This is a genomic window from Thorsellia kenyensis (assembly GCF_042432445.1).
GTDB classification, from domain to species: domain Bacteria; phylum Pseudomonadota; class Gammaproteobacteria; order Enterobacterales; family Thorselliaceae; genus Thorsellia; species Thorsellia kenyensis.
Window position 1 is genome coordinate 24,712 of the sequence record NZ_JBHLXE010000043.1, and the last position, 25,904, is coordinate 50,615.

Sequence of the window (25,904 nt, forward strand, 5' to 3'; positions counted from 1 at the left end):
TATTACACACCTAATCGATAATTGGTTAGTGTTTCATAACTAAATTTTATACTATCGATTGCTGTATCACAACCCTCACCAATGGGGGATTGTGATGTGAGCCCCATCAAAATCTTTTCGCTAAATTTATTTTTAAAAATCCTAGCCAATTTCCAATCTGTGCCATTAAGAGAATAGTAACAGCCAACAAGATTTGTATCTGAAGCAATTTTTAAAAATACTGATTTATCGTCAATTTTTTCATGGTTGCAATCATCTGAATATCCACGGGTGTTTACGCTAACAATGCGAGTTTTATTCAGCTCATCTATTTCAAATGCGAGTTTTAGCCATGCATCATCTGCTTCATAAATGAATAAAGCCCCTGCATCATAGGTGGAACCAAAATTTGGGCTTATTGAGGCAGAAAAACAAAAAGGCTTTTCGTTACTTACTTCAAAAAGAGCAAGAGGAGCATTATTTGCTTTATATTTATCATCCGGTGAAACAAAAAAATCTGTTTTAGGATTACTTTTTAATACGAACTTACCTTCACTAACTACTACACTGGGGTTATTTATTTTTGTTACAAATAAATCATCAAATTCATTAATGTGTTCATTATTAAAGATTATTTTCATTAAAAAACCATCCATTAAATCATTTCTTTTCTGGACGCGAAAGGCTGGTATTAAAAATACCAGCCTTTCTTTAGTAAAACTTAATTAATTAAAAAATTATTTGAGTTCTACAGATGCACCTGCAGCTTCTAATTCTTTCTTAAGTGCTTCAGCTTCATCTTTGTTTGCGCCTTCTTTAACTAATGAAGGTGCAGCTTCAACTAAATCTTTAGCTTCTTTTAAGCCAAGGCCAGTTGCTGTACGAACTGCTTTGATAACTGCAACTTTATTACCGCCAGCAGCAGTTAACATTACGTTGAATTCAGTTTTTTCTTCAGCCGCTTCAGCAGGACCGCCAGCAGCAACAGCTACAGCAGCAGCTGCAGAAACACCGAATTTTTCTTCCATTGCAGAAATTAATTCAACAACATCCATTACTGACATAGCAGCAATAGCTTCGAGGATTTGATCTTTAGAAATTGACATAGTAATTGTTCCTAAAATTTAAAGTGAAAGTGAATATATAAATTGCAAATAGCTTATGCAAGCAGCAAAAAAGAATTACGCTGCTTCTTGTTTTTGATCGCGAACCGCGGCCAAAGTACGAGCCAATTTGCCTGCTGCAGCTTCCTTCATGGTTTGCATGAAGCGTGCTAATGCTTCTTCGTATGTTGGTAAAGTTGCTAAACGGTCAATATTGGCCGCAGTAATTAACTCACCTTCATAAGCAGCAGCTTTGATTTCAAATGCTTGATTTTCTTTTGCGAAAGCTTTGAATAAACGAGCAGCAGCGCCCGGATGTTCGTGAGAAAAAGCAATTAAAGTTGGACCTGTAAAATTGTCTTTTAAGCATTCAAACGCTGTACCTTCAACGATACGGCGTAGAAGTGTATTACGTACAACACGTACATATACACCAGCTTCACGACATTGTTTACGTAATGCAGTCATGTTACCTACAGTGACACCACGTGAATCAGCGATGACAGCAGATAATGCATCTTTGGCCACTTCACTCACTTCAGCAACAATCGCTTGTTTGTCTTGAAGATTTAATGGCATGTGCCTTACTCCTGGATATAACCGAGTTATACTCGGAACTCACTTTGCTTTAAAGTAATGTAAATTACTTTAAAACCCTTAATACGGTGAGCAGATTCCAGTTTGAGAAATCAATATGATTTCTAAAGTAGGGGGTCTGTCACCGTCTACGCTAGAAATTAAGTTAAAAAGATATTCAACACTAGCGGTCTTAGACGGGGCTTGGAAGGCCAAGCACCAACTAAATTGTTAAAACTAAGAAGTTAGATTGCAGCGCTTAATGTTGCTTGGTCGATTGCAAGACCTGCACCCATTGTTGTAGATAAGCTAACTTTCTTAACGAACACACCTTTTGCATTAGCAGGTTTTGCACGTTTAAGAGCAACTAGTAAAGCTTCTAAGTTTTCTTTTAATTGATCTTGTGTAAAATCTACACGACCGATTGTCGTATGGATGATACCATTTTTGTCGTTACGATAACGGATCTGACCTGCTTTAGCGTTAGTTACTGCTTCAGCAACATTTGGAGTTACTGTACCCACTTTTGGGTTAGGCATTAAACCACGTGGGCCTAAAACTTGACCAAGTTGTCCAACAATACGCATAGCATCAGGTGAAGCGATAACTACATCAAAGCCCATTTCGCCCGCTTTAATCTTATCGGCTAAATCTTCCATACCAACAAACTCAGCACCAGCAGCTTTAGCTGCTTCAGCGTTAGGACCTTGAGTAAACACAGCAACACGAACTGAACGACCAGTACCGTTAGGTAGTACAGTTGCACCACGAACGTTTTGATCTGATTTACGAGCATCGATTCCTAGATTAATCGCAACATCAACACTTTCAGTAAATTTAGCAGTTGCTAATTCTTTAAGTAAGCTTACAGCTTCGTTGATATCATATTGTTTAGTTGCGTCAACTTTCTCACGAATAGCGCGCATACGTTTGCTTAATTTAGCCATTAATTAGTCCTCCACCGTAATGCCCATTGAGCGAGCAGTTCCAGCGATAGAACGTGTCATAGCATCAATGTCTGAACCTGTCATATCCGCTGCTTTAGTTTCAGCGATTTCTCTTAGTTGAGCAGTTTTTAGTGTAGCAACTTTTTCTTTGTTTGGTACACCAGAACCTGATTTGATACCCGCTGCTTTTTTAAGTAATACTGCAGCAGGAGGGGTTTTAGTTACAAACGTAAAAGAACGATCTGCATAAACTGTAATAACAACAGGGATTGGAAGACCTTTTTCTAAACTTTCAGTTTTTGCATTGAAAGCTTTACAGAATTCCATGATGTTCACACCTTGCTGACCTAGAGCAGGACCAACTGGTGGACTTGGATTTGCCATACCCGCAGCTACTTGTAGCTTAACGTAGGCTTGTACTTTTTTAGCCATTTTTAATTTCCTCAGAATGGGTGTTAACGCAAGGTAGTCTTGCTTCCCGTTAAAATAAAATTTGTAGACTTAATGATACTTAGAGTGTTAAATTCTATATATGTTCATTAAAGGCGCGAAATTTTACAATTTTCCAGGGGCTAATGCAAGGATAATTTTATTTATTTGGTCATAAATATTTAATGGGGTTTAATAGTGATTATTAATGTGATGTGAATTGAAAGATATTTGGTGTGGTGGGTCGTGCAGGATTCGAACCTGCGACCAATTGATTAAAAGTCAACTGCTCTACCGACTGAGCTAACGACCCAATGTCTTAGTGGTGGGCGATACCAGATTCGAACTGATGACCCCCTCCTTGTAAGGGAGATGCTCTACCAACTGAGCTAATCGCCCACTAAGATTGGATTGTTAAGGTTGAATTCTTTCTTTGCCTTAACGGTTGCGCATTATAAAGGGTTGACTGAGTAAGTCAAACTTTTTTTTGTGTTTTTTACCTGTTAGCTTTAAAAATAATCAGGAGAACTATTGGTGATAGTTAAGTGCCGTATTTATATTATTGATTTATAATGATTTGCCTTAATTTCTATTTATTTTGTTTTTTTAGTATTATTTAACCCTTCAATGCCATACATGCGCTTATTGATTACTTGAAGAGTAATTTTTATTTCTCTTTCGAATTTTTCTGTTTTATTCTAATTATTCCTCTTATTTATTGTTTTCTGAGTTTAATTTAGTTTCTCCCCGGTCACTTATTGGCTGAATAAATAGCTATTTAATTTACTCTTTACATTGCGCTATTATGTTATAATTTGTCAGACTTGAAGCAACTCTCTTGCTTTTCTTTATGAGATGGTTTTAGCTACATTAAACTGTTTTGCTACCTATTATTAAGCCTGTTTTGTTGATAGACGTATTTAATTTTTTTTATTCATTATTTGAATTGACTTAAGGTATCTATTATGACCACTAAACCTATTAAAACTCGTTTTGCACCTAGTCCTACAGGGTATCTTCATGTTGGGGGAGCTCGTACGGCCTTATATTCTTGGCTTTTTTCTAAACACCTTGCTGGTGAATTTGTATTAAGAATCGAAGATACCGATCTTGAACGTTCAACCCCAGAAGCTATTGAAGCCATTATGGATGGCATGCATTGGCTAAATTTAGCCTGGGATGAAGGTCCATATTTTCAAACTAAACGTTTTGATAGATATAACCAAGTGATTGATGAAATGCTTGCAGAAGGTACTGCCTATCGCTGTTATTGTTCAACAGAACGACTAGATGAAATGCGAAATGCTCAAATCGAAGCAAAACAAAAAGCACGTTATGATGGACGCTGTTTAGTTCATGGACATGAACATTCTCCAGATCAACCTCATGTGGTTAGATTTAAAAATCCAACACAAGGTAGTGTGATTTTTAATGATTTGATACGTGGTCCTATTGAAATTAGTAATCAGGAATTAGATGATCTAATTATAAGAAGAACTGATGGTTCTCCTACTTATAACTTCTGTGTCGTAGTCGATGATTTTGATATGGGTATCACCCATGTCATTAGAGGTGAAGATCATATCAATAATACCCCTAGACAGATTAATATTTTAAAAGCAATTGGTGCAGACATCCCAGCGTATGCTCACGTATCTATGATTTTAGGTGATGATGGAAAAAAATTATCCAAGCGTCATGGGGCTGTGAGTGTCATGCAATATCGTGATGAGGGCTTTTTACCTGAGGCCCTTTTAAATTATTTAGTTCGCTTAGGTTGGGCACATGGCGACCAAGAAGTATTTTCTGTTGAGGAAATGATCTCTTTATTTACTTTAGATGCCGTAAGTAAATCTGCTAGTGCATTCAATACAGAAAAATTGTTATGGCTAAATCAGCATTATATTACTCATCTTCCTCCTGAGCAGGTTGCTGTCCACTTAAACTGGCACATTAATCAAATGGGGTATAATTTAGAAAATGGCCCTACTCTAATTGAATTAATTAATTTACTCGGTGAAAGATGCAAAACCTTAAAAGAAATGGCTCAAGATGCGCATTATTTTTATCAAGAGTTTGAAGAGTTTGAAGAAAATGCGGCTCAGAAAAATTTAAAAGAAGCTGCTATTTTGCCTTTAGAGGTGTTATTAGCTAAATTTCAAACGTTAGAATCCTGGACTACCCCTCTTATTCATGAAGCAATAAAAACAACAGCTGATGAGCTCGCACTCGGAATGGGTAAAGTGGGAATGCCTCTACGCGTCGCTATTACGGGAGGAGGGCAATCTCCTGCAATTGATGCTACAGCGACACTTATAGGAAAAGAACGCGTAGTAAAGCGTATAGCCAGAGCAATTGAATGGATTAAAATGAAATAATCCCTATAGTAAACATTCGTAGCCTTTAAATTTCCATACAAATAAGGATGTATCCATGATTAGAATAGCGATAGTGGGCGCTGATGGCCGTATGGGCAAGCAGCTACTCGAAGCTGTGATCCTCAGTTCTGAATGCCGCTTAGGTGCAGTGATTGTGCGTAAAGGAACAGATAAACCGCTATTAGGTTTAGATTCAGGTGTTCTGCTTAGTGGTCAAAAATTGAATGTATTAATTGTCGATGATTTGCTAAAAGTGATTAATGATTTTGATGTGTTAATTGATTTTACAAGGCCAGAAGGTACTATGGATTATCTTCAATTATGTGCGGAGTATAACAAAGCCATTATCATAGGTACTACTGGATTTGATGAAAAACAAAAAGAGATTATTCAAAACACTGCTAGACGTATTCCTGTAATTTTAGCCGCTAATTATAGTGTCGGGGTTAATTTGGTGTTGAATTTATTAGAAACAGCAGCCAAAGTAATGGGTGAATATAGTGATATAGAAATTATCGAGGCACATCACAGGCATAAAGTTGATGCACCATCAGGAACAGCTCTTGCAATGGGGGAGTCTATCGCAGCTGCACTTAATCGTTCCTTAGCTGATTGTGCTGTTTATGCAAGAGAAGGGTATACGGGAGAGCGTGAGCAAAAATCGATAGGTTTTGCTACCATAAGAGCTGGAGATATAATAGGGGAACATACTGCACTGTTTGCTGATATAGGTGAAAGGGTAGAAATTACTCACAAGGCCTCAAGCCGTATGACCTTTGCAAAAGGTGCTGTGAGGGCAGCGATTTGGTTGAAACAACATAACCACTCTGAGCTTAGATTGTTTGATATGAGAGATGTCCTAGGCTTTAAATGAGATATATCTATTAGTGTTGGCACTCAATACGTTTTTATTGTTATTTTGTCTTTTTAAGTAAAGGATATTAGTATGTTGAAAGTGAGCTATAAACGAATTATCAATGCATTTATTTATTCTTTACAAGGCCTTAAAGCAGCTTATCGGCATGAGCAAGCTTTCAAGGAAGAAACATTTATACTAATAATTAGTTTCGTTTTGGCTGCGGTTTTGCCCGTTTCTCTCTTAGAACGCATTTTGCTTATAGCGTCAGTACTATTTCTGATGCTCATTGAGTTATTAAATAGTGCAATAGAGGCAGTAGTGGATAGAATCAGTGAAGAAAAACATGAGCTGTCTGGACGAGCTAAAGATATGGGTTCTGCTGCAGTATTACTGGCTACTATTCTCCTAATCATTACATGGGGGTATATTATTATTTCTTACATCTATCATGTTCTAAATTAAGGAGTTTATAGTTATGCCTGAACTTCCTGAAGTTGAAACGAGTTGCCGAGGTATTTCTCCTCATTTGATTGGTCGAACAATCATACGTTCAAGGGTAAGCCAACCACAATTAAGATGGCCTATTTCTAATGAAATTATTCAATTTGACTCTGTAAAAATTGAATCTGTTTCTAGGAGGGCTAAATATATTCTCATCAAATTAGATTTTGGATGGATTATTATTCATCTAGGGATGTCTGGCAGCCTTAGAATATTACCAATAGACACCCCTACCCAAAAGCATGATCATATAGATTTATTGTTAGATAGTGGCTTTATATTACGTTATACAGATCCTAGACGTTTTGGTGCTTGGCTCTTTACTGATTCATTAGCTAATCATCCATTAATGTCTCACTTAGGGCCAGAGCCCCTAAGTGATGAATTTAATTCGTCCTATGTCATAGGGTTAATAAAAAAATTACAGAGCAGAACAACACCTTCTTCTTTGGTTATTAAGCCTTGGCTGATGGATAATAAAGTTGTTGTTGGTGTTGGTAATATTTATGCCTGTGAGTCACTTTTTGAAGCTAATATTCATCCTTCAAGAAAAGTTATTTCCTTGGATGAAAAAGAAATTAATATTTTAGTTCATACGATAAAAACAGTCTTAATGCGTTCTATTAAGGAAGGCGGTACGACACTACGTGATTTTACTCAGTCTGATGGCAAACCAGGATATTTTGCCCAACGCCTTTTCGTATATGGACGTAAAAATGAGACTTGTCGGATTTGTGGCCATATGATAGAACAAATCAAACAATCGCAAAGAACGACTTTTTTTTGTTCAATCTGCCAAAAGTAATATTAAAAGAGTCAATGCACAGATAAATTAATAGAAATAGAAATAGAAATAGAAATAGAAATAGAAATAAAAATAAAAATAAAAATAAAAAAATATTTTATTTTTAATAAAAAGCAGGATATTTAAAAGGTAATGATATGAATGAAAACTCCGTAAAGTTAATTGTGGGGCTTGCTAATCCTGGCGCTGAATATAGCCAAACGCGGCATAATGCAGGTGCTTGGTATATTGATCAATTGACTCGACGCTATAATTTAACTTGGCAAAATGAAAGTAAATTTTCTGCATTGACTTCAAGAACGAGCATATTAGGTAAGGATATTAGATTTTTGATCCCAACAACGTTCATGAATTTAAGCGGTAAAGCTGTTTGCGCATTAGCCAATTTTTATCGTATTGAAACTGAGGAGATATTGGTAGCACATGATGAATTAGATATTCTTCCGGGTATTTCCAAGTTTAAAAAAGGGGGGGGGCATGGTGGACATAATGGTTTAAAAGACATCATCAGTAAAATGCAAAATAATACTAATTTCCTGCGTTTGAGGATAGGCATCGGTCATCCTGGTGATAAGAATAAAGTGAGTGGGTTCGTATTGGGTAAACCGCCACAAAATGAGTTTGAATTGATTGAAAAAAGTATTGCTGAAGCTGCAGTATGTACAGATATTTTATTATGTGAGGGCCTTAAAGAGGCGATGAATAGGTTACATGCTTTTAAAGCACAGTAAAATAAGTGAGCAATTAAATACGATAAGTTAATTCGGAGCTAGATTTTACCCATCAGCATTTTATAATGGGTAAAATCCAAATGAAGTGTGATTTAAGCAGTGTGCTCATTAAGCCATTGTGTAATTTCTTCTTTTTGGCTTTGATTAAGATTTAGACCTAACTTAGTCCTGCGCCAAATGACATCATCTAATTCTACAGCCCACTCATGATTGACAAGATAATGAAGTTCTGCTTCGTATAAATCTGCACCGAAATGTATTCCTAAATCTATTAATGACGACTTATCCTTTAGAATAATCTCACTGTTTGAACCGTAGGTAAAAGCAAATCTTTTCGCCATTTTTTCCCCTAACCACGGATGATCTGTTAACAGCTTCACTGCATAATTTTCACGAGTCCCCTCAAAGTTTCCACCTGGTAATACGTTATTTGCTGTCCAAGCATTTTTTATATTAGGGTAGAAAGGAGCTAAGTCATTTAATGCTTGCTCAGCAAGCTTACGATAAGTCGTTAATTTACCACCAAATACGGAAAGCATAGGGGCTTTATTATCTTTATGTTCAAGAGCAAGAGTGTAATCACGAGTAATCGCTTGAGGGGAATCAGATTCATCATCACAAAGAGGTCTTACACCTGAGAAATGCCAAATAACGTCCTCTTTAGATAACTCTTTTTTGAAGTATAAGTTATAGGCGTTAAGCATATAATCAATTTCATCATCACTGGCTTTTGCTGCTAAAGGATCTTCATGATGCTCTACATCGGTTGTTCCAATCATGGAGTAATCATCTAACCAAGGGATAACAAAGACAATACGATTATCTTTATTCTGTAATATATATGCTTGAGGTTCATCATGAACACGAGGTACAACAATGTGACTACCACGAATTAAGCGAATACCATACGGTGATTTAAGGTTTAATTGCTCATCAAAAACTTTCTTAACCCAAGGCCCTGTTGCATTAGCGATTCCTTTTGTTTTAAGTACATCAGTAGCACCTGTAAGAGTATTTTCAATGGTGACCTCCCACAAATCTCCTACACGCTCTGCTTTTGTTACTTTAGTTCTTGTTTTTACCGCTCCCCCCTTACGAACGACTTCTTGAGCATTTAGTATCACTAAACGTGCATCATCAACCCAGCAGTCTGAATATTCAAATCCTTTGGTAATATGAGGTTTTAGGTAACTTTTTTCTCCAAATTTGATCCCATTACTTTTTTTCAGAGTACTTCTTTTGCCAAGATGATCGTAAAGGAACAAACCAGCTCTTATCATCCATGCTGGTCGTAAATGAGGCTCATGCGGAAGCCTAAAGCGCATTGGAAAGGCGATGTGCGGAGCAAGCTTTAATAAAACTTCTCTTTCAGATAGCGCATGACTTACTAATTTAAATTCATAATGTTCAAGATATCTTAGTCCACCATGGATAAGTTTAGAACTTGCAGATGAGGTAGCACATGCCAAATCTTTCGCTTCAACAAGAAGCGTTTTTAAACCCCTACCTTGTGCGTCGGCTGCTATACCAGCACCATTAATGCCTCCACCTATCACAATTAGATCAAACGGTTCACTCATATTAAAACTCCCTAAGATAGAAAAGAAGAAATCAATTTTTAAAAAAATGTTTGTATTCGAGCATTTTAAGTGTTAACTGTTCGAAATGCAACAAGTTAAGCATAAAGGAAAGCAAATAAAGAGTTTAAGTGACTACTATGCTGCAATAGATTCTAATAGAGTAAGCTTAAATGCGTTATAGTGCGCACTAAATATATAGTCGTTAAGATGAGTTTGGTCTATGAATGCATTTTCTGGTATAGGGAATTGAATTTCTACAGTAGTTGAAGTGAGTGAAGTTGGGAGTTCTAATAGAATTTTAGCAAAACTTTCGTAATCGAGCATGCTTCTTAAAAAAGATTCTTCTAAATAAAATAGTTTATTTAATAGAAAGCAGTATTGATGAGAAATATTTGTTGATGCTGGGGCAGTCAAAGGAAGATTTTCCGGTTTTAGTCGGTTTAAATGGCAATGATTTAAGCGGTATCCTCTGGCAGCTTTAGTCAGTTCACTCAGCCTTAAACAATTAAGAGCCATTAATTGGTGTGCGAATTTAAACATGCCATCTAGAGGCCCTTCTTTGAGCTCTAATTCAACTTCATAAATAGATTCTCTTAGTCCACCAGCTGCAATATAGCCCTCATCTAAAGCTACTTCAATAGTTGTTATACCGCTAGCAGTCGACACTTCTATTAAGCAAAGGGTTCTAATAAAATCAGTAGTGAATTGAGGTTCTAAATTTTCCTTAAGATAACTTAAATTGATTGAATTAGGCCAAACTTTTACTGGGAAGAGATCTAAATCTAATACAGGTTCTAAAAGGGGATAATTATATTCCTCTCTTTTGAGTAGCCCATTAGGACCTAGTGCTGCGGTTTTTAAAGTCATTTCAAATTGGTCATCAAACCCTCGAATTCTTAATCCAGAATCATGCTGGCGAAGTATATTATCTCGGGTTTCAAAATAGGTATTTGACAGTTTTTTTTGCACAAACTGAGCTCGGCAATGTTTAGAAAGAAAGTCAAGTAAATGATACTTTTTATCATTGAGTAAAGAAAATTTAAGCTCTATCTCTAAATTTTTTGCGGGCATAATAACTTTATCCTATTTTCTGGTGTACTTATTTATCAGACTGTTCTTTTTTTCTTTTTTTAGACCAAATAATATAACAGGAACTTATCAAACCGAAACATAAAAGTATAATAGGCAAAGCGAGAAGCACATGCATGAATTGGGATTCATATTTGTCAAAAAGTTTTGTGTTGCCAAAAAAGAAGCCTAATAAAGTCAATGATAGAACCCAAAATAGACTGCTCAGCCAATTAAAAATTTGGAACCTTTTTGCATTTAATCCCGTTACTCCTGCAAGAGTAGGCATCAAGGTCCTTACAAATGCAATAAAACGACCAATCAATAGCGCCATTAAACCATGTTTATAAAATAAATTGTGTGTTCTAATATGGTATTGTTCAGGTAAATGGCTTAACCAGGATTTAACTAATTTAGTATTCCCAAGCCATCGACCCTGAATATACCCAAGCCAACTGCCTAAACTAGCACCTGAGACTAATATAATTAGTGCAATAGGAAGACTCATCGCCCCTTTAGAGATAAGTACACCAACAAGTATAAGTAGGCTATCACCAGGTAAAAAAGCCGCTGGTAGTAATCCATTTTCTAAAAAAAGGATTAAAAATAAAATGGCATAGAGGCCAAGCACAAGTTTGGGATTTTGTAATGTAACAAAATCATTTTCCCATAACGCAAAAAAGATATTCTTAAATAATTCCATGTATTAACCTAAAATATTGTGATCACCTCAATAGAGAATAATCTTTTTAGCACAAAAGAGTACTGATGAGGAGTATTTTGTGTAAAATTTTATTTTTTACAGCATGTTTCTCAGATTTTATTTATTATCGCAAGGGTATTCAATCTGAACTATTGTTCTAATCTTATCAATGATCTCTATCACAGTTTGACTTCTTAATAGATCTTGATGATTAATTTCTTTATTTTTGATTAGGTGAGCAAAATATCTGGCTTCATAAACCATTGAATTCTCATCATCAATGGTTGAAATGATGTGAGAAGATTTATCATGACGATTAATATGAGTGATTTTTTTACATTCAGAAATTGCTTCAATACTTATAGTACCATTTTCCCCTTGAATTTCACTGCACGTAACACCATCACTTACTTTTGAATGAAGAATATTAACCAAAAAATCATCGTATATCAAATTGACTATACCTAAAGCATCAACTCCACTGTCTAATTTCACTGCACATGCATTAATATTTTTTGGTTTCCCCCATAATGCAATAGCTGTAGATAAACAATAAAAACCAATATCCATTAAAGAACCATTCGAAAATTCAGGGTTGAAGGTATTAGGAAGCTCACCAGCAAGATATTTAGGGTATCTAGAGGAATATTGGCAATAGGATAGGTTAGCTAACCTAATTTGTCCTATAGCAGGGAGGGCTGATTTTAAAATTTGAAAATTAGGTAAGTATTGTGTTTTGAAGGCCTCGAATAAAACAACATTATTTTTAATTGCAGTTTCTATCATGAGTTGAATTTGTTGTGAATTAGAAGCAATTGGTTTTTCAACGATGACGTGTTTACCTGCTTGCATGCACTGAATTGCTTGATCTGCATGAAAAGAATTAGGGCTCGCAATATAGACAGCTGCAATTTTATCATCCGCGCACACTAAGGATAAATCATCATAAAGGCGAATTGACTCAAAATTATCATAGGTTTTAGCAAAAGATTCAGCTTTTGCTTTTTCTCTAGAATAAACCGCTGTTAGAACAAACTCTTGGCTTTTTATTGCTGCGTCTAGAAAACGATCAGTTATCCAATTTGTACCTATAATCGCTAAATGTATCATACTGGCCTCTTTAGGGTACTTAGTGTTGTTTTACGGTTAAAATTGAAATTAAGATTGACTGATCAGAATATTAATCAGTACAAGAGAAGCATTTCACGTTATAATCAGAGTTATTTGAGAAAACCTCAAAATTTTCACTTACATTATATGCTATTTTGCATCAGTTATTAATAATACTTTGGTTAATCTATGACATTTTCTTTACTTACAGCACAATTACAAGCTCATCAATTAGGACAACGATTTGATCAAGCGCTCGCAGAAGCCTTTCCTGATTACTCTCGCTCTAGAATAAAAGAGTGGATAATAGGGGGCAAAGCAACAATAGAAGACAAAGTTCTTACTACCCCAAAAGAAAAAGTGTTTGGGTATGAAACCGTTACCTTAGAAGTGGAAATTTTAGAAGCGGTCCATTTCGAAGCGGAAAAGTTGCCTTTAGATATTGTTTATGAAGACGATGATATTTTGATAATTGATAAACCAGCTGGGTTAATTGTTCATCCTGGTGCAGGGGTCAGTAAAGGAACTTTACTCAATGGATTATTAGAATATTATCCGAAGATTGCTGAAGTCCCTAGAGCTGGAATTGTCCATCGTTTAGATAAAGATACCACGGGATTGATGGTAGTTGCAAAAAATGTACCTGCTCAAACCCATCTAGTTACGGCATTACAAGCAAGAGAAATTACGCGTGAATATGAAGCCGTCGCCATGGGATATCTGACTTCCGGTGGTAGAATAGATCAACCTATTGGTCGCCATCCAACCAAAAGAACTCATATGGCGGTTCATCCAATGGGAAAACCTGCTGCGACACAATATCGACTAATTAAGCAATTCAGATCACACACGCATTTGCGGCTCAGATTAGAATCAGGTAGAACCCATCAGATAAGAGTACATATGGCGTATCTAAATCATCCTCTCGTAGGCGATCCTCTCTATGCCGGAAGAAATCGGTTACCCACGAAAGCTTCAGAACAATTAATTCAGGTATTGCAAGGATTTAAACGCCAAGCATTGCATGCAGCGCATTTGTCCCTCATACATCCTATTTCAGGAGAAAATCTGTCATTTGACTCTCCTTTGCCCGAGGACTTTCGTCAATTACTTTTGGCTTTAAAAGATGACTTTCAGCAACATGAAAATTCGTTGTATTAAATTTTAAAAATAATCGATTCTATGGTTTTAGTTATTTCTTGTGGAGGTTTAATTGTCTTATTTTATATATCCAAGCTGGCCTTCCTGTTCTCATGTTTCGGGGTTAAGTACAACACGAATGGGGGGGCAAAGTGAAGGGGCTTATTCAAGCTTTAACTTGGGCGCTCATGTAGGGGATATGCCTGAACACGTGAAGGAAAATCGTCGATTATTTTACGAACGCGCTAACTTGCCTGATTCTCCATTTTATTTAAATCAAACGCATAGTGTTGATGTAGCAATTATTTCCAATGGCCAAATAAGTACGCAAAATGCAGATGCCGTTTATACTTGTGAACCCAATCGAGTTTGTGCCGTATTAACAGCTGACTGTTTGCCTGTGCTATTTTGTTCCAAAGATGGTCTAGAAGTAGCTGCATCTCATGCAGGATGGAGAGGGTTATCCTCAGGTATTTTAGAAAATACAATTAAATGCTTCAAAAATAGTCCTGAAGATATTATGGCTTGGTTTGGTCCAGCGATTGGCTCTACTGCCTTTGAAGTCGGTAAGGATGTTTATGATGCTTTTGTCCAATACGATCCAAGCGCGCATTGTGCATTTTCATTGATTACAGAGAGTGCAGAACAAGAAAAATATTTAGCGAATATTTATCAATTAGCTAGATTGCGACTTAATGCGCTAGGCCTTTACGACATATTTGGTGGTGAATATTGTACGGTTAAGCAAAATGAAAAATTTTACTCTTATCGCAAAGAGGGACAAACGGGAAGAATGCTTAGCGCTATTTGGATTAAATCTCATTAAATGCTAAGCTATCAAAGGTTATTAGATTGTTTTTTCTAAACAGAATAGCTCCCTATTTATCCATTCTAAAGTAAATTGTGATTCTTAGACATTGAAAGCATAGGGAGCTAAGGTATTAAGCGCTTTTTGCTTGACCCCTCATGCGACTTTTCCTATCAATTAAATTACCCTGAGCATCGAAGTATCGTGTAGGCCATATTTCGCTGGGATGTAATCCAATTTTTTCTGCAATCAGCCATTCGCCCTTAGGCCATGGACGAATTAGCGTGTTAGATAGCGTAGAGGAACTTAATCCCGCCTCTCTTGATAATGCTGCAAGTGTAGTCCCTGTTTTTTTTAAAGCCGCAATAATATCTGCCGGATGCCAATCCTGTGACTGTTCTTCCATTCAAACATCTCCTTTGTTTAAATTATTTTTGATTATTTTATAGTTTATGTACTTATGAACTATAGAAATGAAATAAGTAATACGCTGTGGCGATTTTTTATACGCTTATGTATTGCTCATCTCTCTGAACGCTTGCTATGTAGTTATGTATCCTCCTAATTAGGAAGATAGATTTCTCCATAGCTTGAGTCCATGAATCTATTTTATGCATTTTTACTCAAATGTCTAATTTAGAGAAAAAAGTTACTTAAATATTTAAGTTATTGATTAATAGTTGTTTAGAATAGTTATCCACAGGGTTTTGGCGGTAAAGCAATCTATTGATTTATAAAAGTTTTAAAAAGTTGATAAATACTAGACATATTCTTGTCAGTTTCTAGAGGTATTCTTTAAAAAAATAGTAATAATAGAGACTAACACCTCATTTTTTAGTGAATGATGAGGTGCTCTGAATGAATGGATTAGTAAGGAAATCCTAAAAAGAGGATTAATGAGTCCTATTCACAGATAAATGCGCTAAAAACACCAATGCCTCTTTATAGACAGAATCAGGCAAAATACTGAGCGATTTTATCGCTTTATCTGCTTCTTCTTCAGCTCTGCGCAAAGTATAGTCTAGAGAGCCTATACGTTTAAAAATGGCTAGAACCTCTTGGATATGTGAACGTCCATCACCAGATTCAACAATAGTTCTTAATTTCTGTAGCTCTTGTCCATTCGTATAAGCAAGTGCATGCAATAAAGGTAATGTGACCTTACCTTCAGCAAGATCATCGCCTAATGATTTACCTAGTTTTTCACTATCGGCAGTATAATCGAGGTGATCATCTATTAATTGAAATGCAGTTCCTAGGTATTTACCATACTCTTTAAGCGCAATGATGAGTTCCTCACTATCAGTTGCTATTAATGCAGATGCATGTGTTGCTGCTTCAAATAAACGAGCTGTTTTACTATAAATAACTTGCATGTAATCAGATTCAGTAATATCAGGATTGTTACAGTTGATTAATTGTAACACTTCACCTTCAGCAATCACATTTACCGCATCAGACATCACTTTCAGTAGAGGGAGAGAACCAATGTCAGTCATCATTTGGAATGCTCTGGTATAAATAAAATCACCTACCAATACGCTAGCCGCATTTCCAAATGCTGCATTTGCTGTTTCTTTACCTCTTCTGATATCTGACTCATCCACTACATCGTCGTGCAGTAATGTTGCTGTGTGAATAAACTCAATAAGAGCTGCAATTTTAATATGTTCATTACCTTTATAGTTTAATGCATAGGCACTTAATAAGGTCACCAAAGGCCTTAGGCGTTTTCCACCACCACTAATAAGATAGTAGCCCACTTGATTAATGAGCGAGACATCTGAATTAAGTTGCGCAAGGATTTCTTCATTGACCGAAGCCATATCTGCTTGTGTTAATGCAGTAATTTGTTCTAAATTCATTTGTTTCATCTACTTATGTTAGGTAACATTTATTCCATGTTACCAAAATTGTATTCTTAATTGATAAATAAATCTTTGTGTTAAATCTATACTAGAATATATCATTCAGCATAAAACCAAGTCCAATCCGTGTCTGTTTATGGTCATAATCAATTAATGATTCAGAATAGCCTGAATAGAGTTGTGTATAAAATCGAACATGATTAGTAATAGGGTAACTCCACCCAAGTTCAGCTCCGCCATATCCTGTATTCCAGTTATATCCACCTTCAGCACTTAAGGTACTTTCTCCAGCTTTATAGGCCAGCTTTAAGCGATAATGTCCTGTATAATCAGTAATATTGGGATTATCATCATTTTTCTTATTTTCTGGAATTCTCCAAAAGGGTTTTAAATCAACTTGTAAGTTTCCATTTTGCGCCATTGCTCGCCCATATAAGCGATTCCAGCTTCTAGACGTCGGATCTGCTTTCCCATTTGATTGATGATTAAATCCCATTTCCAACTCTCTTACAACCCAATCGCCAAAGCGGTAATCAGTTTCCCACCCAAGAAATAGTTGAGGTTCGTAGTTAGTTTCTCTGAAAGGAGCTGATTCAGATGTGTTAAAAGATTGCCACCAAGACTGTTGAGTATAGGAAAAACCTAGAAGTGAATTGTTACCAGCAATGCCTCTATAAATAGGAAAACCTAAGCTTATTTGGAACTTTGCTTCTTGTTTATCCGCATTTTCAGCCCACTCATACTCAGCAATAGACTTTTTATTTAAATTAGATGTGTGAGTAAAAAGAAGATAGTTGGTATCATAAGGAAAAAGTAAAAAAGGTCTTTCATGGTCACGCATCATTTCAGAAATTACACTTCCAGGTGTAGGCTCAGAAGTATTGCCAGCTAAAGCATGGTACGATACGAAGGATAAACTGACAGTGAATAAAGGAAAAAACAATTTTCTCGAAATGTTTTTTTTTGTAGTTAATGGATAAGTTAGCATAATATTTCCTTATGGGCCGAGTTATATAGATGATTTTAAATATTGAAAAAGTAAACGTGCAGATTTAGGAGGTTTATTCTCCGTGGTCTCTTTTTGTGCATTTCTGATGAGAGATCTTAAATGTTGCCTATCTAAATTAGGATATTTTTCAATAATTTCTGTAAACGCGTTTTCACCATTATTTAGAAGCTGGTCTCTTAACTGCTCGAGTTGATGAAAAGCTACAACATTTTGATTATGCTTGTTTTTTAGTTTATCTAGGGCATCGAGTATAGGAGTAACATCGATCTGACGCAATTTTTTTCCTATTAATTGCAGTTGGCGGCGTCTACCCTCTTTTTTAATTTTTTGAGCAAGTAGTATCGCGTCTTTAAGATCAGTTTCAAGAGGAAATGTGTTTAAAGTCGACACACTTAATTCGACCAATTCAAGTCCAAGTTTTTTTAAATCTTCCGCATCTCTTTTGATTTCGCTTTTGCTTACCCAAATAATTTCTTCCTCTTCTTCCGGTTCTTTGAATATAGAGTCATCAATACCGTAATCTGATAGCGACATTACTGTTTTTTTATTTTCGTTTTCATTCATACTCATAATTTATTTCCAAGATAGCAAAAGCGCATTCATGATGTTTTAATGCAAATACAATTAACTGCCAGCAATTTGCATCTGCTCAATTAAAATAGATCCGGTTTGAATAGTTGAACGATGTTCTATATCGTTAGCTACCGCGACCATATTTTGCCACATTTGCCTTAAATTACCGGCAATTGTTATCCCACTGACTGGATATTGAATGATACCATTTTCAACCCAAAAACCGCTGGCTCCACGTGAGTAATCTCCGGTAACATAGTTAACCCCTTGCCCCATCAATTCTGTTACCACAAGGCCAGTACCCATGATCTTCATCAGATCATTTAATGAATTAGGCTTCTCGTGATTTCTGTTATCTTGAATAGACCAATTATATATTCCCCCTGCATGCCCCGTCGAGATTAAGCCTAATTTTCGTGCTGAGTAACTACTCAGTAGCCAGTGAGATAAAATTCCTTCATGAATGATAGTTCTTGGAGTAGTTTTTACCCCTTCACTGTCATAGAATGCAGAGGCAAGCCCTCCGATTATGTGTGGATTTTCATAAATAGAAAACCAAATAGGCATAATTTGTTTTTCTAAATCATTTAAAAGGAAGGTTGATTTTCGATACACACTGCTACCACTGATTGCACCCACAAGATGACCTAATAACCCAGTAGCTACATCTGCTGTAAAAATAACCGCGGATTGTTGGGTTTTAATACTTCTAGGCGATAGTCGCATGATTGCTTTTTTAGCACATTCAGTACCAATATAAGCAGCTGAGGCTAATTGACCATATTTTCTGGAAATAGTGTATTCTGATTCCCTTTCCATGCTATCACTATCTTTTGCTATTACACTGCAAGAAAGAGAGTGAATACTAGATAAATGACTTTGTAATAATTGATGTGAATTGCCATAAACATTAACGCGATAATGACTGTTTACAGTTGCTCCTTCACTGTTAGTAATTTTCTTGTCATAGTTTCTTGCAATATTTTCAGTTTCTATCGCTAAGGATAAGGCGGCGTCTGCGTCTAAATCAGAGGGGTGAAAAAGATCTAAGTCTTTACTCTCAAAAGCAAGCAGTTCTCGATCAGCGATACCAGCAAAAGGATCTTCTGCACTATATTTGGCAATATTGATTGCGGCCTCAACAGTTTTTTTTATAGTTTCAGCTCGTAAATCAGTTGATGTGGCGCTGCCTTTTTTATTTCCACAGTAAACTGTAATTCCTAATGCTCCATCACTATTAAACTCAATTGTTTCTACTTCACCGAGTCTTGAGGATACACTTATACCTGTGCTTTTATTAATAGCAACTTCAGCGTGTGTGGAACTTTTTTTAGCCTCAGATAAAGCAAATAAAACCGCATCTTCTAATTGCTTTCTCTCTGCTTGGGTTTCACAGAGAATTTTTTTGATTTTTTCATCATCGTTATGAGTCATTTTTTTGCCCAGCGTATTAAGAGGATTTATTCAAGTTTTATGCTAAAACCTACTTTTTTATTCTATCACTTATTCAAAAAACGCGCATCTGATTAAATTAGCTATCATCAAGATTAATATTTTGGATCAGAGAAAAAAGAACTTGGGATATTAGAATAAAGTGTTTTGTGATATGCTTTTGTAAAAAAATGTATGATAAAAGGGATTGTTTAAAATATCTATTTTTAATTCAATTTGTTTTATGTCTGCTTAGTTTTGATAAACTTGTGCACAGTGCAATAAAATACAATCAAAAAACTTATTCAAAATAATAAGCGATGCATTTATTTTTAGAAATGTCAGTTTAAGCCAATTAGTCTAGCTCATTATAAACAGATAAAAGGATATAATAATGAAAAAAATCGGTATCATAGGTGCAATGGAAGAAGAAGTTTTAATTTTACGTCAAAAAATGGATATTGAAGAAACAATTGCTCAAGGTGGTTGTGAAATATACATTGGAAAAATTGGCAGTTCTTCCGTAGCATTGTTAAAATCTGGTATCGGCAAAACGTCGACTGCTATTGGAACAACATTACTCATCACTCATTATTCGCCAGATATTATTATCAATACGGGATCGGCTGGAGGGTTGGCTCAATCCTTGAATGTAGGAGACATCGTTATTTCTTCAGAGGTTCGTTATCACGATGCGGATGTTACGGCATTTGGCTATGAAATAGGGCAGATGGCTGGAGCGCCTGCCTTTTTTAAGGCAGAGAGTTTCCTGATTGAGATAGCAAAAAAATGCGCTCAAGAAATGAGTTTGAATGCTGTTACGGGACTAATTTGCAGTGGTGATGCGTTTATAAATGGGGCTGATAATTTGCAACGCATCTTAAAAGAATTTCCTTCTGTTATCGCTGTCGAAATGGAGGCTGCTTCTGTTGGACATACCTGTTATCAGTTTGGCGTCCCCTTTGTTGTAGTGAGAGCTATCTCTGACGTCGCTGACAAAGAGTCACATTTATCTTTTGATGAATTTTTACAAATTGCTGCGAAACAATCTAGTTTGTTGGTAGTTAAATTAATAGAAACAATTAATCAATAATTTGGTTACCTAAGCGGTGAGATAGATTACTGTATAGTTAATCTATCTTGGTAATTCGTATTTAAAAAATTATTCCTATGAAGATCAATTGTCTTATGCCATTATTCACAAAAATTACCGTAAGAGTGATCTTCTGCCTGTTGCATGTAACACCATTATACGCATTAAATACACAGTTATCTTCTTCATTAAATCAACAGTCAGCAGTCAAAATAGCCACATTGACTCCAAATTTGGCTGAATTAGCTGTAAGTGCAGGGCTTTCTGATAATTTAGTTGGCGTAAGTGCATATTCAGACTATCCTTCTAGTCTTAGTAAACTCCCAATTATCTCAGATAGTCAAGGCGTGTTTGTAGAAACTCTGTTAGCTGCTAAACCAGATGTAGTGATCGCACAAGAGCAACTTATACCTAGTGGCACTCAATTAAAACTTAAAAAAATAGGATTAGATGTTAGAGAATTTTCATTAGATTCAATTGAAGAAATGATTCAAGTAATTACTGAGTTATCACAATGGACAGAAGATAAAACAATTGGACAGCATACACTGATAAGTATAAAAAATGATGTTAAGGAAATAGATGAACTATTTAATACGCACAATAAAAAATATAGAGTATTTATTCAATACTCGACTCATCCTATTTTGACATCGAATAGAAAAAATATATTTAATGAATTACTTTCTAGGTGCGGGGTGGTTAACATCTTTGGAAATGAAATCAATAAATGGCCAATTGTTACCGAAGAAGGAATAGTTAAATCAGCGCCTGAAATAATTATGGCCATTACCGATGATGAAAAATTTTATGTAGAATTTAATGAGAGCATCCAGAATTTTTTTGTTGTTAGAGAACAAGAACCCAGGAAACATTATTTATCTCTACTTCAGCATAATGACTATATATTTAATAATGTCAACCTCATTATATTAAACCCGGATATCTTTTCCAGGGAAACACCAAGACTGGTGAATCAAACACGTTTTTTATGTGAAGTTATTCAAAAAGAGTTAGATGAATTAAAAAAAGAATAGAGGAAATCCAATGCGTGAAGTAAGAATTTATCATTCAGAGCGGTTAGTTAAAGATCAGGAGTTTTTTTTATCTTTAGAAGCAAGCCACCACATAGCCAAAGTGTTAAGGATGAAGGAGGGGCAGCCTTTGACTTTATTTAATGGCACTTCGCAAGAGTTTTCTTCGACCATTATTCAAATAGATAAAAAGCAAGTAAAGGTACTTATCGAAGACTGCTGGAGTAAGGAATGTGAATCCCCGATAAAAATTCATCTTGGTCAAGTGATCTCTCGTGGAGATAAAATGGAATTTACCATTCAAAAAGCGGTTGAATTAGGTGTCAGTGAAATTAGCCCTCTTTATTCCGAACGTTGCGGCGTGAAGTTAGATAAGCAAAGAGAAGAAAAAAAAATTCAGCAGTGGGAAAAAATCATCATTTCTGCTTGCGAGCAGTGTGGACGAACAATTTTACCTAAACTCAATCCGATTCGCTCTTTGGCGCAATTTTGTCAAAATGAAAGTGCAGCACTTAGGTTAACATTACATCCTAGGGCCGAGGAAGGGATTAATAATCTTATATTACCTTCTGAAAACCCGACAATCGATCTTTTAATTGGCTCAGAGGGGGGATTGACAGATGAGGAAATCGGCTTAACAGTTAAACATAATTTCAAAGAAATTATTTTGGGACCTAGAGTATTAAGAACAGAAACAGCCGCATTAACTGCTATTTCAGCACTTCAGCTAAAGTTAGGGGATTTAGGTTAAAACGTTTATTATACATAAATTTTTACAATCTCACCGCTGTAAAGCATAAATCATAGTAGTAAATATTGTTTTTTTATGTCAAAATGTAATCACATTTAATTTAGATTTGAACGGTAATAAGAAAAATAAAAAAACCTTCATTATAATATTAATTAGCTAATAATTAGTCGCTAGAGATTTCAATTAGTGTCAGGCTCAATTACCTCTTTTTCGCAGCTACTTCATTAAGTATGAAGTGGAATTACAAACCACTAGATAAATAAACTTGAATGTGCATGCAGGTTCACAATGATGGTTTTATCTTGTGCTGATATAAGGTATTTTATGAAACTCACCCAAAAGTTCTCTTTTCTTTTTATTGTTATTATATTTGGTTTCATTATTTATGGTGCTTTGTCTTTTAAAGTCATCAATGATGCGAGGATGGACGGCCCCATATTTTTTCAGCTTAAGCAGTTACAAGATTTAAAAGCCGATAGTATGCCACCCACAGTGTATGCTATAGGTGCTTACGTTGCCGCAAACAAAATATATATAGCTCAAGATACTGCGCTTTTTAATGAACAAATTAAATTATTTCAACAGAGTCGAAATGATTATTTTAGAGATCATGAGAAATGGCAAAAAAAAGAGGCAGATAGACCTGAACTACTCAAGTTAATCGAGGGAGAAATCCATACTGAAGCACTGAGGTTTTTTGAGATAGTTGAAAAAGAATTAATTCCTGCAGTGCAGCAAGACATCAGTGCGCAGATTAGAATAAGTGATTCCAGAGATTTAGCATATAAACGATTAGATGAAGCATTTTTTAATCATAAAGTGGCAGTCGATGAATTAATCGTTGTTATTGATAAATTGTTTACTAGTGATGCTGAAATTGCTTCAACAGAAATTTCTCAATCTCTATTCATTCTTTTGCTCGTTTTCGTTGTGGCTTTAATAATTGTTGCATTTTGTATTTTACTGTTATCAAGAAGTATCATGAAACAGTTAGGCGGAGATCCGAATTATGTTTCGACTATAGTAGAAAAAATAGCACAAGGTAAATTAAATGTGCCTATTGAAGTCAATCGGAACGATAGTAATAGCCTCTTATCTCAGATGATTATTATGAAAAATAACCTTCAAGAGATTGTTTTACAAATCCATAAAAGTAGTGATGAAATTCATTCCGCGGTCGCACAAATTAACTCAGGTAATCAAGATTTATCTCAAAGAACGGATGATGAATTAGCTTCGCTAGAGCAAACATCAGTTAGTATGACTCAACTGACAGAAACAGTAAGAGCTAATGCTCTGACAGCTGCAACCGCAGATACACTTACTCAAGCAACAGTTGATATGGTTGATCAAGGAAGCGCAGCAATGGAAAATATGTTAAAAACGGTCAATGGGATGGGCGAAAGTGCATCTAAGATTAATGATATTACCTCAGTCATAGAGGGAATTGCTTTTCAGACCAATATTTTAGCCTTGAATGCTGCTGTAGAGGCTGCTAGGGCAGGAGAGCAAGGTCGAGGTTTTGCAGTCGTTGCTAACGAAGTTAGAACCCTAGCTCAAAGATCTTCAACTGCAGCCCAAGAAATACAAAATCTTATAGACAGTTCAGTACATATGAGCAACGAAAGTATTACGAGAGCTGCTGAAGTTGATGAGTTAATGGATAAGATAAAAGAATCAATTAATGAAGTATCGATTCTAATCAATCAAATAGCCATAGCGTCCAATGAGCAAACTGAGGGTATTTCTCAGGTCAATATTGCCATATCTAGAATTGACACTGCAACACAGCAAAATGCGATGTTAGTCAGTCAGGCTTCTGAGGCAACAGAGCATTTAGAAAAACAAACTGCTGTGTTTGAAAAAGCCATCGGCCAATTCGAGATTGATGCGATCTCCATTAATAAGTAAATAAAAATTCTTCGTTTTAGTTTCAAAATAAATAGTACATTTAAGAAAGACTAAGCAATTGAATGTATCGTTCTTTAGATTTAATTTCCTAGAATAGGAGAGCTGTATGTTTTCTAATATTTTTCATAAAAATAACACACATAAATTAGTTAAAAGTAAAGCAGATAGCCAAAGATTTTTTGACTCTATTAGCTCAACTGTTCCCTATATAGAATTCACTCCAGAAGGCATTATAAAATATGCTAACACCAAACTTTTAGATACGTTAGGCTACTCTGCAGATGAAGTCGTTGGAAAACATCACCAAAATCTTTGCTTTTATCAGGATGTTGAAAAACCAGAATATAGAGAACTTTGGGAAGGGCTTTCAAGAGGAATTCCTGCGACTAGACGTTTTGCAAGACGTTCTAAAAGAGGAGATAAAGTTTGGTTAGAGGCAAGTTACTTTCCGGTCATGAAAAATGGTAAAGTTGATTATGTTGCTAAAGTTGCAGCAAATGTAACGAAAGATCAAAATGATTTAGATCATAATAGAGCACTGATTACTGCATTAGATAAATCATTAGCAGTTATAGAATTTGAACCAGATGGAACTATAGTTAATGCAAACTTAAACTTTCAGCATGTGATGGGTTATACCAATGAGGAATTAGTCGGTAGAAAACATAAAATATTCTGTACCGAAGAGTTTTATGAAAAAAACCCTAATTTTTGGCAAGATTTAGCTAATGGTAATGTTAAAAATGGTCTCTTTTTGAGATTAGATAAACAACAAAGAAGTATTTGGTTAGAAGCAACCTACAATCCTATCTATGATAGCTTTGGTGAAGTCACAAAAATTATTAAATTGGCAAGTAATATTACAGATCGCGTTGATAAGAGCATGAAAGTTCAAAGTGCGGCCCAAAAAGCCAGTGGAATAGCTCAGCAAACTGTGGTAAGTGCAACAACTGGACGTGAATCGATTAACCAATTATTAAGCAATTCAAAAGAAATAAATCTCGCAGTTGAAGATGTTAATCAACTAATTTCAGAATTAAATCGTTTATCAAAAAATGTTGAGGCAATTGTTTCTACTATAAGCTCAATTGCAGATCAAACGAATTTATTGGCATTGAATGCTGCGATTGAAGCGGCAAGAGCGGGTGAACAGGGAAGAGGCTTTGCCGTCGTTGCAGATGAAGTTCGACAACTTGCTGCAATTACATCTGAATCTACCTCTAAGATTGCAGAAGTAATAACAGAAAATTCGTCAGTAACTCAAAAAATTGATGATAAAATTTCTGATGTGTTCAAAATGACGTCTGCTGGTGAAAAACAAGCAACTCAAATTTCTAATGCGATTGAAGACATTATTATTGACGCTGAAAATGTATCTGAAACCGTTAAAGATCTCTCATTATAAAATAAAAAGCACTCAATGTTTTATCAAACATTGAGTGCTTTGTTCTGTAAGCATCCGACAAACACATGTCGTTCATTCGATTTCGTCAAGTATAATAGGCATTATTGAGACT

At 35.6% G+C, this 25,904-nt stretch carries 25 protein-coding genes, 2 tRNA genes and 2 pseudogenes; 13 read left to right on the plus strand and 16 right to left on the minus strand.

Annotation, left to right across the window (positions count from 1 at the left end; translation table 11 throughout):
* Window positions 1-2 precede the first annotated feature (2 nt).
* From ACFFIT_RS04105 to ACFFIT_RS04135, 7 genes are all read right to left on the minus strand, one after another.
* Window positions 3-620 carry a DUF1349 domain-containing protein gene (locus ACFFIT_RS04105; RefSeq protein ID WP_385876382.1) on the minus strand — a complete coding sequence of 206 codons (618 nt, stop codon included), beginning with the start codon at window positions 618-620 and terminating at the stop codon, window positions 3-5.
* Between the two features lie 96 nt (window positions 621-716).
* Window positions 717-1,085 carry a 50S ribosomal protein L7/L12 gene (gene rplL / locus ACFFIT_RS04110; protein WP_385876383.1) on the minus strand — a complete coding sequence of 123 codons (369 nt, stop codon included), beginning with the start codon at window positions 1,083-1,085 and terminating at the stop codon, window positions 717-719.
* A 75-nt stretch (window positions 1,086-1,160) separates the two neighbouring features.
* On the minus strand, window positions 1,161-1,661 hold the full coding sequence (gene rplJ / locus ACFFIT_RS04115; RefSeq protein ID WP_385876384.1) for a 50S ribosomal protein L10: 501 nt from the start codon (window positions 1,659-1,661) through the stop codon (window positions 1,161-1,163).
* A 242-nt stretch (window positions 1,662-1,903) separates the two neighbouring features.
* Complete coding sequence (gene rplA, locus ACFFIT_RS04120; RefSeq protein ID WP_385876385.1) at window positions 1,904-2,605, minus strand: 50S ribosomal protein L1; 702 nt, start codon at window positions 2,603-2,605, stop codon at window positions 1,904-1,906.
* A 3-nt stretch (window positions 2,606-2,608) separates the two neighbouring features.
* Complete coding sequence (gene rplK / locus ACFFIT_RS04125) at window positions 2,609-3,037, minus strand: 50S ribosomal protein L11 (RefSeq protein ID WP_385876386.1); 429 nt, start codon at window positions 3,035-3,037, stop codon at window positions 2,609-2,611.
* 234 nt (window positions 3,038-3,271) lie between these two features.
* Window positions 3,272-3,347 (minus strand) — tRNA-Lys (locus ACFFIT_RS04130).
* A gap of 10 nt (window positions 3,348-3,357) precedes the next feature.
* A tRNA-Val gene (locus tag ACFFIT_RS04135) sits at window positions 3,358-3,433 on the minus strand.
* 566 nt (window positions 3,434-3,999) lie between these two features.
* On the opposite strand from ACFFIT_RS04135, the gene gltX reads away from it, so the two are divergent.
* The 5 genes from gltX to pth all read left to right on the plus strand — a co-directional run bounded on the left by gltX (window position 4,000) and on the right by pth (window position 8,308).
* Window positions 4,000-5,412: a glutamate--tRNA ligase gene (gene gltX, locus ACFFIT_RS04140; RefSeq protein ID WP_385876388.1), complete on the plus strand. Its 1,413-nt coding sequence runs from the start codon at window positions 4,000-4,002 to the stop codon at window positions 5,410-5,412.
* A 55-nt stretch (window positions 5,413-5,467) separates the two neighbouring features.
* Window positions 5,468-6,286: a 4-hydroxy-tetrahydrodipicolinate reductase gene (dapB, locus tag ACFFIT_RS04145; protein WP_385876389.1), complete on the plus strand. Its 819-nt coding sequence runs from the start codon at window positions 5,468-5,470 to the stop codon at window positions 6,284-6,286.
* A gap of 72 nt (window positions 6,287-6,358) precedes the next feature.
* Entirely contained in the window at window positions 6,359-6,733 is a 375-nt protein-coding gene (locus ACFFIT_RS04150; RefSeq protein WP_385876390.1) for a diacylglycerol kinase, read from the plus strand.
* A 13-nt stretch (window positions 6,734-6,746) separates the two neighbouring features.
* A complete protein-coding gene (gene mutM, locus ACFFIT_RS04155; RefSeq protein WP_385876391.1) occupies window positions 6,747-7,577 on the plus strand; it encodes a bifunctional DNA-formamidopyrimidine glycosylase/DNA-(apurinic or apyrimidinic site) lyase in 831 nt (276 codons plus the stop codon).
* A 137-nt stretch (window positions 7,578-7,714) separates the two neighbouring features.
* Window positions 7,715-8,308: an aminoacyl-tRNA hydrolase gene (gene pth, locus ACFFIT_RS04160; RefSeq protein ID WP_385876392.1), complete on the plus strand. Its 594-nt coding sequence runs from the start codon at window positions 7,715-7,717 to the stop codon at window positions 8,306-8,308.
* Between the two features lie 92 nt (window positions 8,309-8,400).
* Here the strand turns inward: pth and glpD are convergent, their stop codons facing one another.
* The 4 genes from glpD to ACFFIT_RS04180 form a co-directional block, all read right to left on the minus strand.
* Window positions 8,401-9,888 carry a glycerol-3-phosphate dehydrogenase gene (gene glpD / locus ACFFIT_RS04165; protein WP_385876393.1) on the minus strand — a complete coding sequence of 496 codons (1,488 nt, stop codon included), beginning with the start codon at window positions 9,886-9,888 and terminating at the stop codon, window positions 8,401-8,403.
* Between the two features lie 135 nt (window positions 9,889-10,023).
* Window positions 10,024-10,959 (minus strand): CYTH domain-containing protein, encoded by a 936-nt coding sequence (locus ACFFIT_RS04170; RefSeq protein WP_385876394.1) that lies wholly within the window; start codon window positions 10,957-10,959, stop codon window positions 10,024-10,026.
* Window positions 10,960-10,987: 28 nt separating this feature from the next.
* Entirely contained in the window at window positions 10,988-11,659 is a 672-nt protein-coding gene (locus ACFFIT_RS04175; protein WP_385876395.1) for a DedA family protein, read from the minus strand.
* A gap of 117 nt (window positions 11,660-11,776) precedes the next feature.
* Window positions 11,777-12,769: a Gfo/Idh/MocA family protein gene (locus ACFFIT_RS04180; RefSeq protein WP_385876396.1), complete on the minus strand. Its 993-nt coding sequence runs from the start codon at window positions 12,767-12,769 to the stop codon at window positions 11,777-11,779.
* Window positions 12,770-12,958: 189 nt separating this feature from the next.
* Here ACFFIT_RS04180 and rluD point away from each other — a divergent pair, with 189 nt between their 5' ends.
* Together rluD and pgeF are read left to right on the plus strand one after the other, a co-directional pair.
* Window positions 12,959-13,930, plus strand: coding sequence for a 23S rRNA pseudouridine(1911/1915/1917) synthase RluD (gene rluD, locus ACFFIT_RS04185; RefSeq protein WP_385876397.1), 972 nt, complete (start codon window positions 12,959-12,961; stop codon window positions 13,928-13,930).
* 52 nt (window positions 13,931-13,982) lie between these two features.
* A complete protein-coding gene (gene pgeF / locus ACFFIT_RS04190; RefSeq protein ID WP_385876398.1) occupies window positions 13,983-14,735 on the plus strand; it encodes a peptidoglycan editing factor PgeF in 753 nt (250 codons plus the stop codon).
* A gap of 115 nt (window positions 14,736-14,850) precedes the next feature.
* On the opposite strand, the gene ACFFIT_RS04195 is transcribed toward pgeF, so the two are convergent.
* The 5 genes from ACFFIT_RS04195 to pmbA form a co-directional block, all read right to left on the minus strand.
* A complete protein-coding gene (locus ACFFIT_RS04195; protein WP_385876399.1) occupies window positions 14,851-15,123 on the minus strand; it encodes a helix-turn-helix domain-containing protein in 273 nt (90 codons plus the stop codon).
* Between the two features lie 487 nt (window positions 15,124-15,610).
* The gene (ispB, locus tag ACFFIT_RS04200) at window positions 15,611-16,582 is read right to left on the minus strand and encodes an octaprenyl diphosphate synthase (RefSeq protein ID WP_385876400.1); all 972 of its coding nucleotides are present in this window, start codon (window positions 16,580-16,582) and stop codon (window positions 15,611-15,613) included.
* Between the two features lie 91 nt (window positions 16,583-16,673).
* Window positions 16,674-17,573 carry a phospholipase A gene (pldA, locus tag ACFFIT_RS04205; protein ID WP_385876401.1) on the minus strand — a complete coding sequence of 300 codons (900 nt, stop codon included), beginning with the start codon at window positions 17,571-17,573 and terminating at the stop codon, window positions 16,674-16,676.
* A 21-nt stretch (window positions 17,574-17,594) separates the two neighbouring features.
* Window positions 17,595-18,128, minus strand: coding sequence for a ribosome biogenesis factor YjgA (yjgA, locus tag ACFFIT_RS04210; protein WP_385876408.1), 534 nt, complete (start codon window positions 18,126-18,128; stop codon window positions 17,595-17,597).
* A gap of 90 nt (window positions 18,129-18,218) precedes the next feature.
* Window positions 18,219-19,601, minus strand: coding sequence for a metalloprotease PmbA (pmbA, locus tag ACFFIT_RS04215; protein ID WP_385876402.1), 1,383 nt, complete (start codon window positions 19,599-19,601; stop codon window positions 18,219-18,221).
* A gap of 391 nt (window positions 19,602-19,992) precedes the next feature.
* Between pmbA and mtnN the strand changes: the two genes are divergently transcribed.
* From mtnN to ACFFIT_RS04245, 6 genes and pseudogenes are all read left to right on the plus strand, one after another.
* Window positions 19,993-20,691 carry a 5'-methylthioadenosine/S-adenosylhomocysteine nucleosidase gene (gene mtnN / locus ACFFIT_RS04220; RefSeq protein WP_385876403.1) on the plus strand — a complete coding sequence of 233 codons (699 nt, stop codon included), beginning with the start codon at window positions 19,993-19,995 and terminating at the stop codon, window positions 20,689-20,691.
* A 95-nt stretch (window positions 20,692-20,786) separates the two neighbouring features.
* Window positions 20,787-21,728, plus strand: a complete 942-nt coding sequence (locus ACFFIT_RS04225) for a helical backbone metal receptor (protein WP_385876404.1) — start codon at window positions 20,787-20,789, stop codon at window positions 21,726-21,728.
* 10 nt (window positions 21,729-21,738) lie between these two features.
* Window positions 21,739-22,476 (plus strand): 16S rRNA (uracil(1498)-N(3))-methyltransferase, encoded by a 738-nt coding sequence (gene rsmE, locus ACFFIT_RS04230; protein ID WP_385876405.1) that lies wholly within the window; start codon window positions 21,739-21,741, stop codon window positions 22,474-22,476.
* Between the two features lie 324 nt (window positions 22,477-22,800).
* On the plus strand, window positions 22,801-24,387 hold the full coding sequence (locus ACFFIT_RS04235; RefSeq protein WP_385876406.1) for a methyl-accepting chemotaxis protein: 1,587 nt from the start codon (window positions 22,801-22,803) through the stop codon (window positions 24,385-24,387).
* A gap of 106 nt (window positions 24,388-24,493) precedes the next feature.
* A pseudogene (locus ACFFIT_RS04240) lies at window positions 24,494-25,249 on the plus strand (PAS domain-containing protein); the annotation flags it as partial.
* A 120-nt stretch (window positions 25,250-25,369) separates the two neighbouring features.
* Window positions 25,370-25,792, plus strand: a pseudogene (locus tag ACFFIT_RS04245) (methyl-accepting chemotaxis protein); the annotation flags it as partial.
* Window positions 25,793-25,904: the final 112 nt, after the last annotated feature.

Excerpts from the sequence above, each read along its gene's own strand:
- ACFFIT_RS04170 (WP_385876394.1), bottom strand. The coding sequence starts at position 10,959 with ATGCCCGCAAAAAATTTAGAGATAGAGCTTAAATTTTCTTTACTCAAT.
- rplL (WP_385876383.1), bottom strand. The coding sequence starts at position 1,085 with ATGTCAATTTCTAAAGATCAAATCCTCGAAGCTATTGCTGCTATGTCA.
- yjgA (WP_385876408.1), bottom strand. The coding sequence starts at position 18,128 with ATGTCGCTATCAGATTACGGTATTGATGACTCTATATTCAAAGAACCG.
- dapB (WP_385876389.1), top strand. The coding sequence starts at position 5,468 with ATGATTAGAATAGCGATAGTGGGCGCTGATGGCCGTATGGGCAAGCAG.
- ispB (WP_385876400.1), bottom strand. The coding sequence starts at position 16,582 with ATGAATTTAGAACAAATTACTGCATTAACACAAGCAGATATGGCTTCG.
- ACFFIT_RS04150 (WP_385876390.1), top strand. The coding sequence starts at position 6,359 with ATGTTGAAAGTGAGCTATAAACGAATTATCAATGCATTTATTTATTCT.
- ACFFIT_RS04225 (WP_385876404.1), top strand. The coding sequence starts at position 20,787 with ATGCCATTATTCACAAAAATTACCGTAAGAGTGATCTTCTGCCTGTTG.
- ACFFIT_RS04175 (WP_385876395.1), bottom strand. The coding sequence starts at position 11,659 with ATGGAATTATTTAAGAATATCTTTTTTGCGTTATGGGAAAATGATTTT.
- pldA (WP_385876401.1), bottom strand. The coding sequence starts at position 17,573 with ATGCTAACTTATCCATTAACTACAAAAAAAAACATTTCGAGAAAATTG.
- ACFFIT_RS04195 (WP_385876399.1), bottom strand. The coding sequence starts at position 15,123 with ATGGAAGAACAGTCACAGGATTGGCATCCGGCAGATATTATTGCGGCT.
- rsmE (WP_385876405.1), top strand. The coding sequence starts at position 21,739 with ATGCGTGAAGTAAGAATTTATCATTCAGAGCGGTTAGTTAAAGATCAG.
- mtnN (WP_385876403.1), top strand. The coding sequence starts at position 19,993 with ATGAAAAAAATCGGTATCATAGGTGCAATGGAAGAAGAAGTTTTAATT.
- glpD (WP_385876393.1), bottom strand. The coding sequence starts at position 9,888 with ATGAGTGAACCGTTTGATCTAATTGTGATAGGTGGAGGCATTAATGGT.
- rplJ (WP_385876384.1), bottom strand. The coding sequence starts at position 1,661 with ATGCCATTAAATCTTCAAGACAAACAAGCGATTGTTGCTGAAGTGAGT.
- ACFFIT_RS04180 (WP_385876396.1), bottom strand. The coding sequence starts at position 12,769 with ATGATACATTTAGCGATTATAGGTACAAATTGGATAACTGATCGTTTT.
- rluD (WP_385876397.1), top strand. The coding sequence starts at position 12,959 with ATGACATTTTCTTTACTTACAGCACAATTACAAGCTCATCAATTAGGA.
- rplK (WP_385876386.1), bottom strand. The coding sequence starts at position 3,037 with ATGGCTAAAAAAGTACAAGCCTACGTTAAGCTACAAGTAGCTGCGGGT.
- pmbA (WP_385876402.1), bottom strand. The coding sequence starts at position 19,601 with ATGACTCATAACGATGATGAAAAAATCAAAAAAATTCTCTGTGAAACC.
- rplA (WP_385876385.1), bottom strand. The coding sequence starts at position 2,605 with ATGGCTAAATTAAGCAAACGTATGCGCGCTATTCGTGAGAAAGTTGAC.
- pth (WP_385876392.1), top strand. The coding sequence starts at position 7,715 with ATGAATGAAAACTCCGTAAAGTTAATTGTGGGGCTTGCTAATCCTGGC.
- mutM (WP_385876391.1), top strand. The coding sequence starts at position 6,747 with ATGCCTGAACTTCCTGAAGTTGAAACGAGTTGCCGAGGTATTTCTCCT.
- gltX (WP_385876388.1), top strand. The coding sequence starts at position 4,000 with ATGACCACTAAACCTATTAAAACTCGTTTTGCACCTAGTCCTACAGGG.
- ACFFIT_RS04235 (WP_385876406.1), top strand. The coding sequence starts at position 22,801 with ATGAAACTCACCCAAAAGTTCTCTTTTCTTTTTATTGTTATTATATTT.
- ACFFIT_RS04105 (WP_385876382.1), bottom strand. The coding sequence starts at position 620 with ATGAAAATAATCTTTAATAATGAACACATTAATGAATTTGATGATTTA.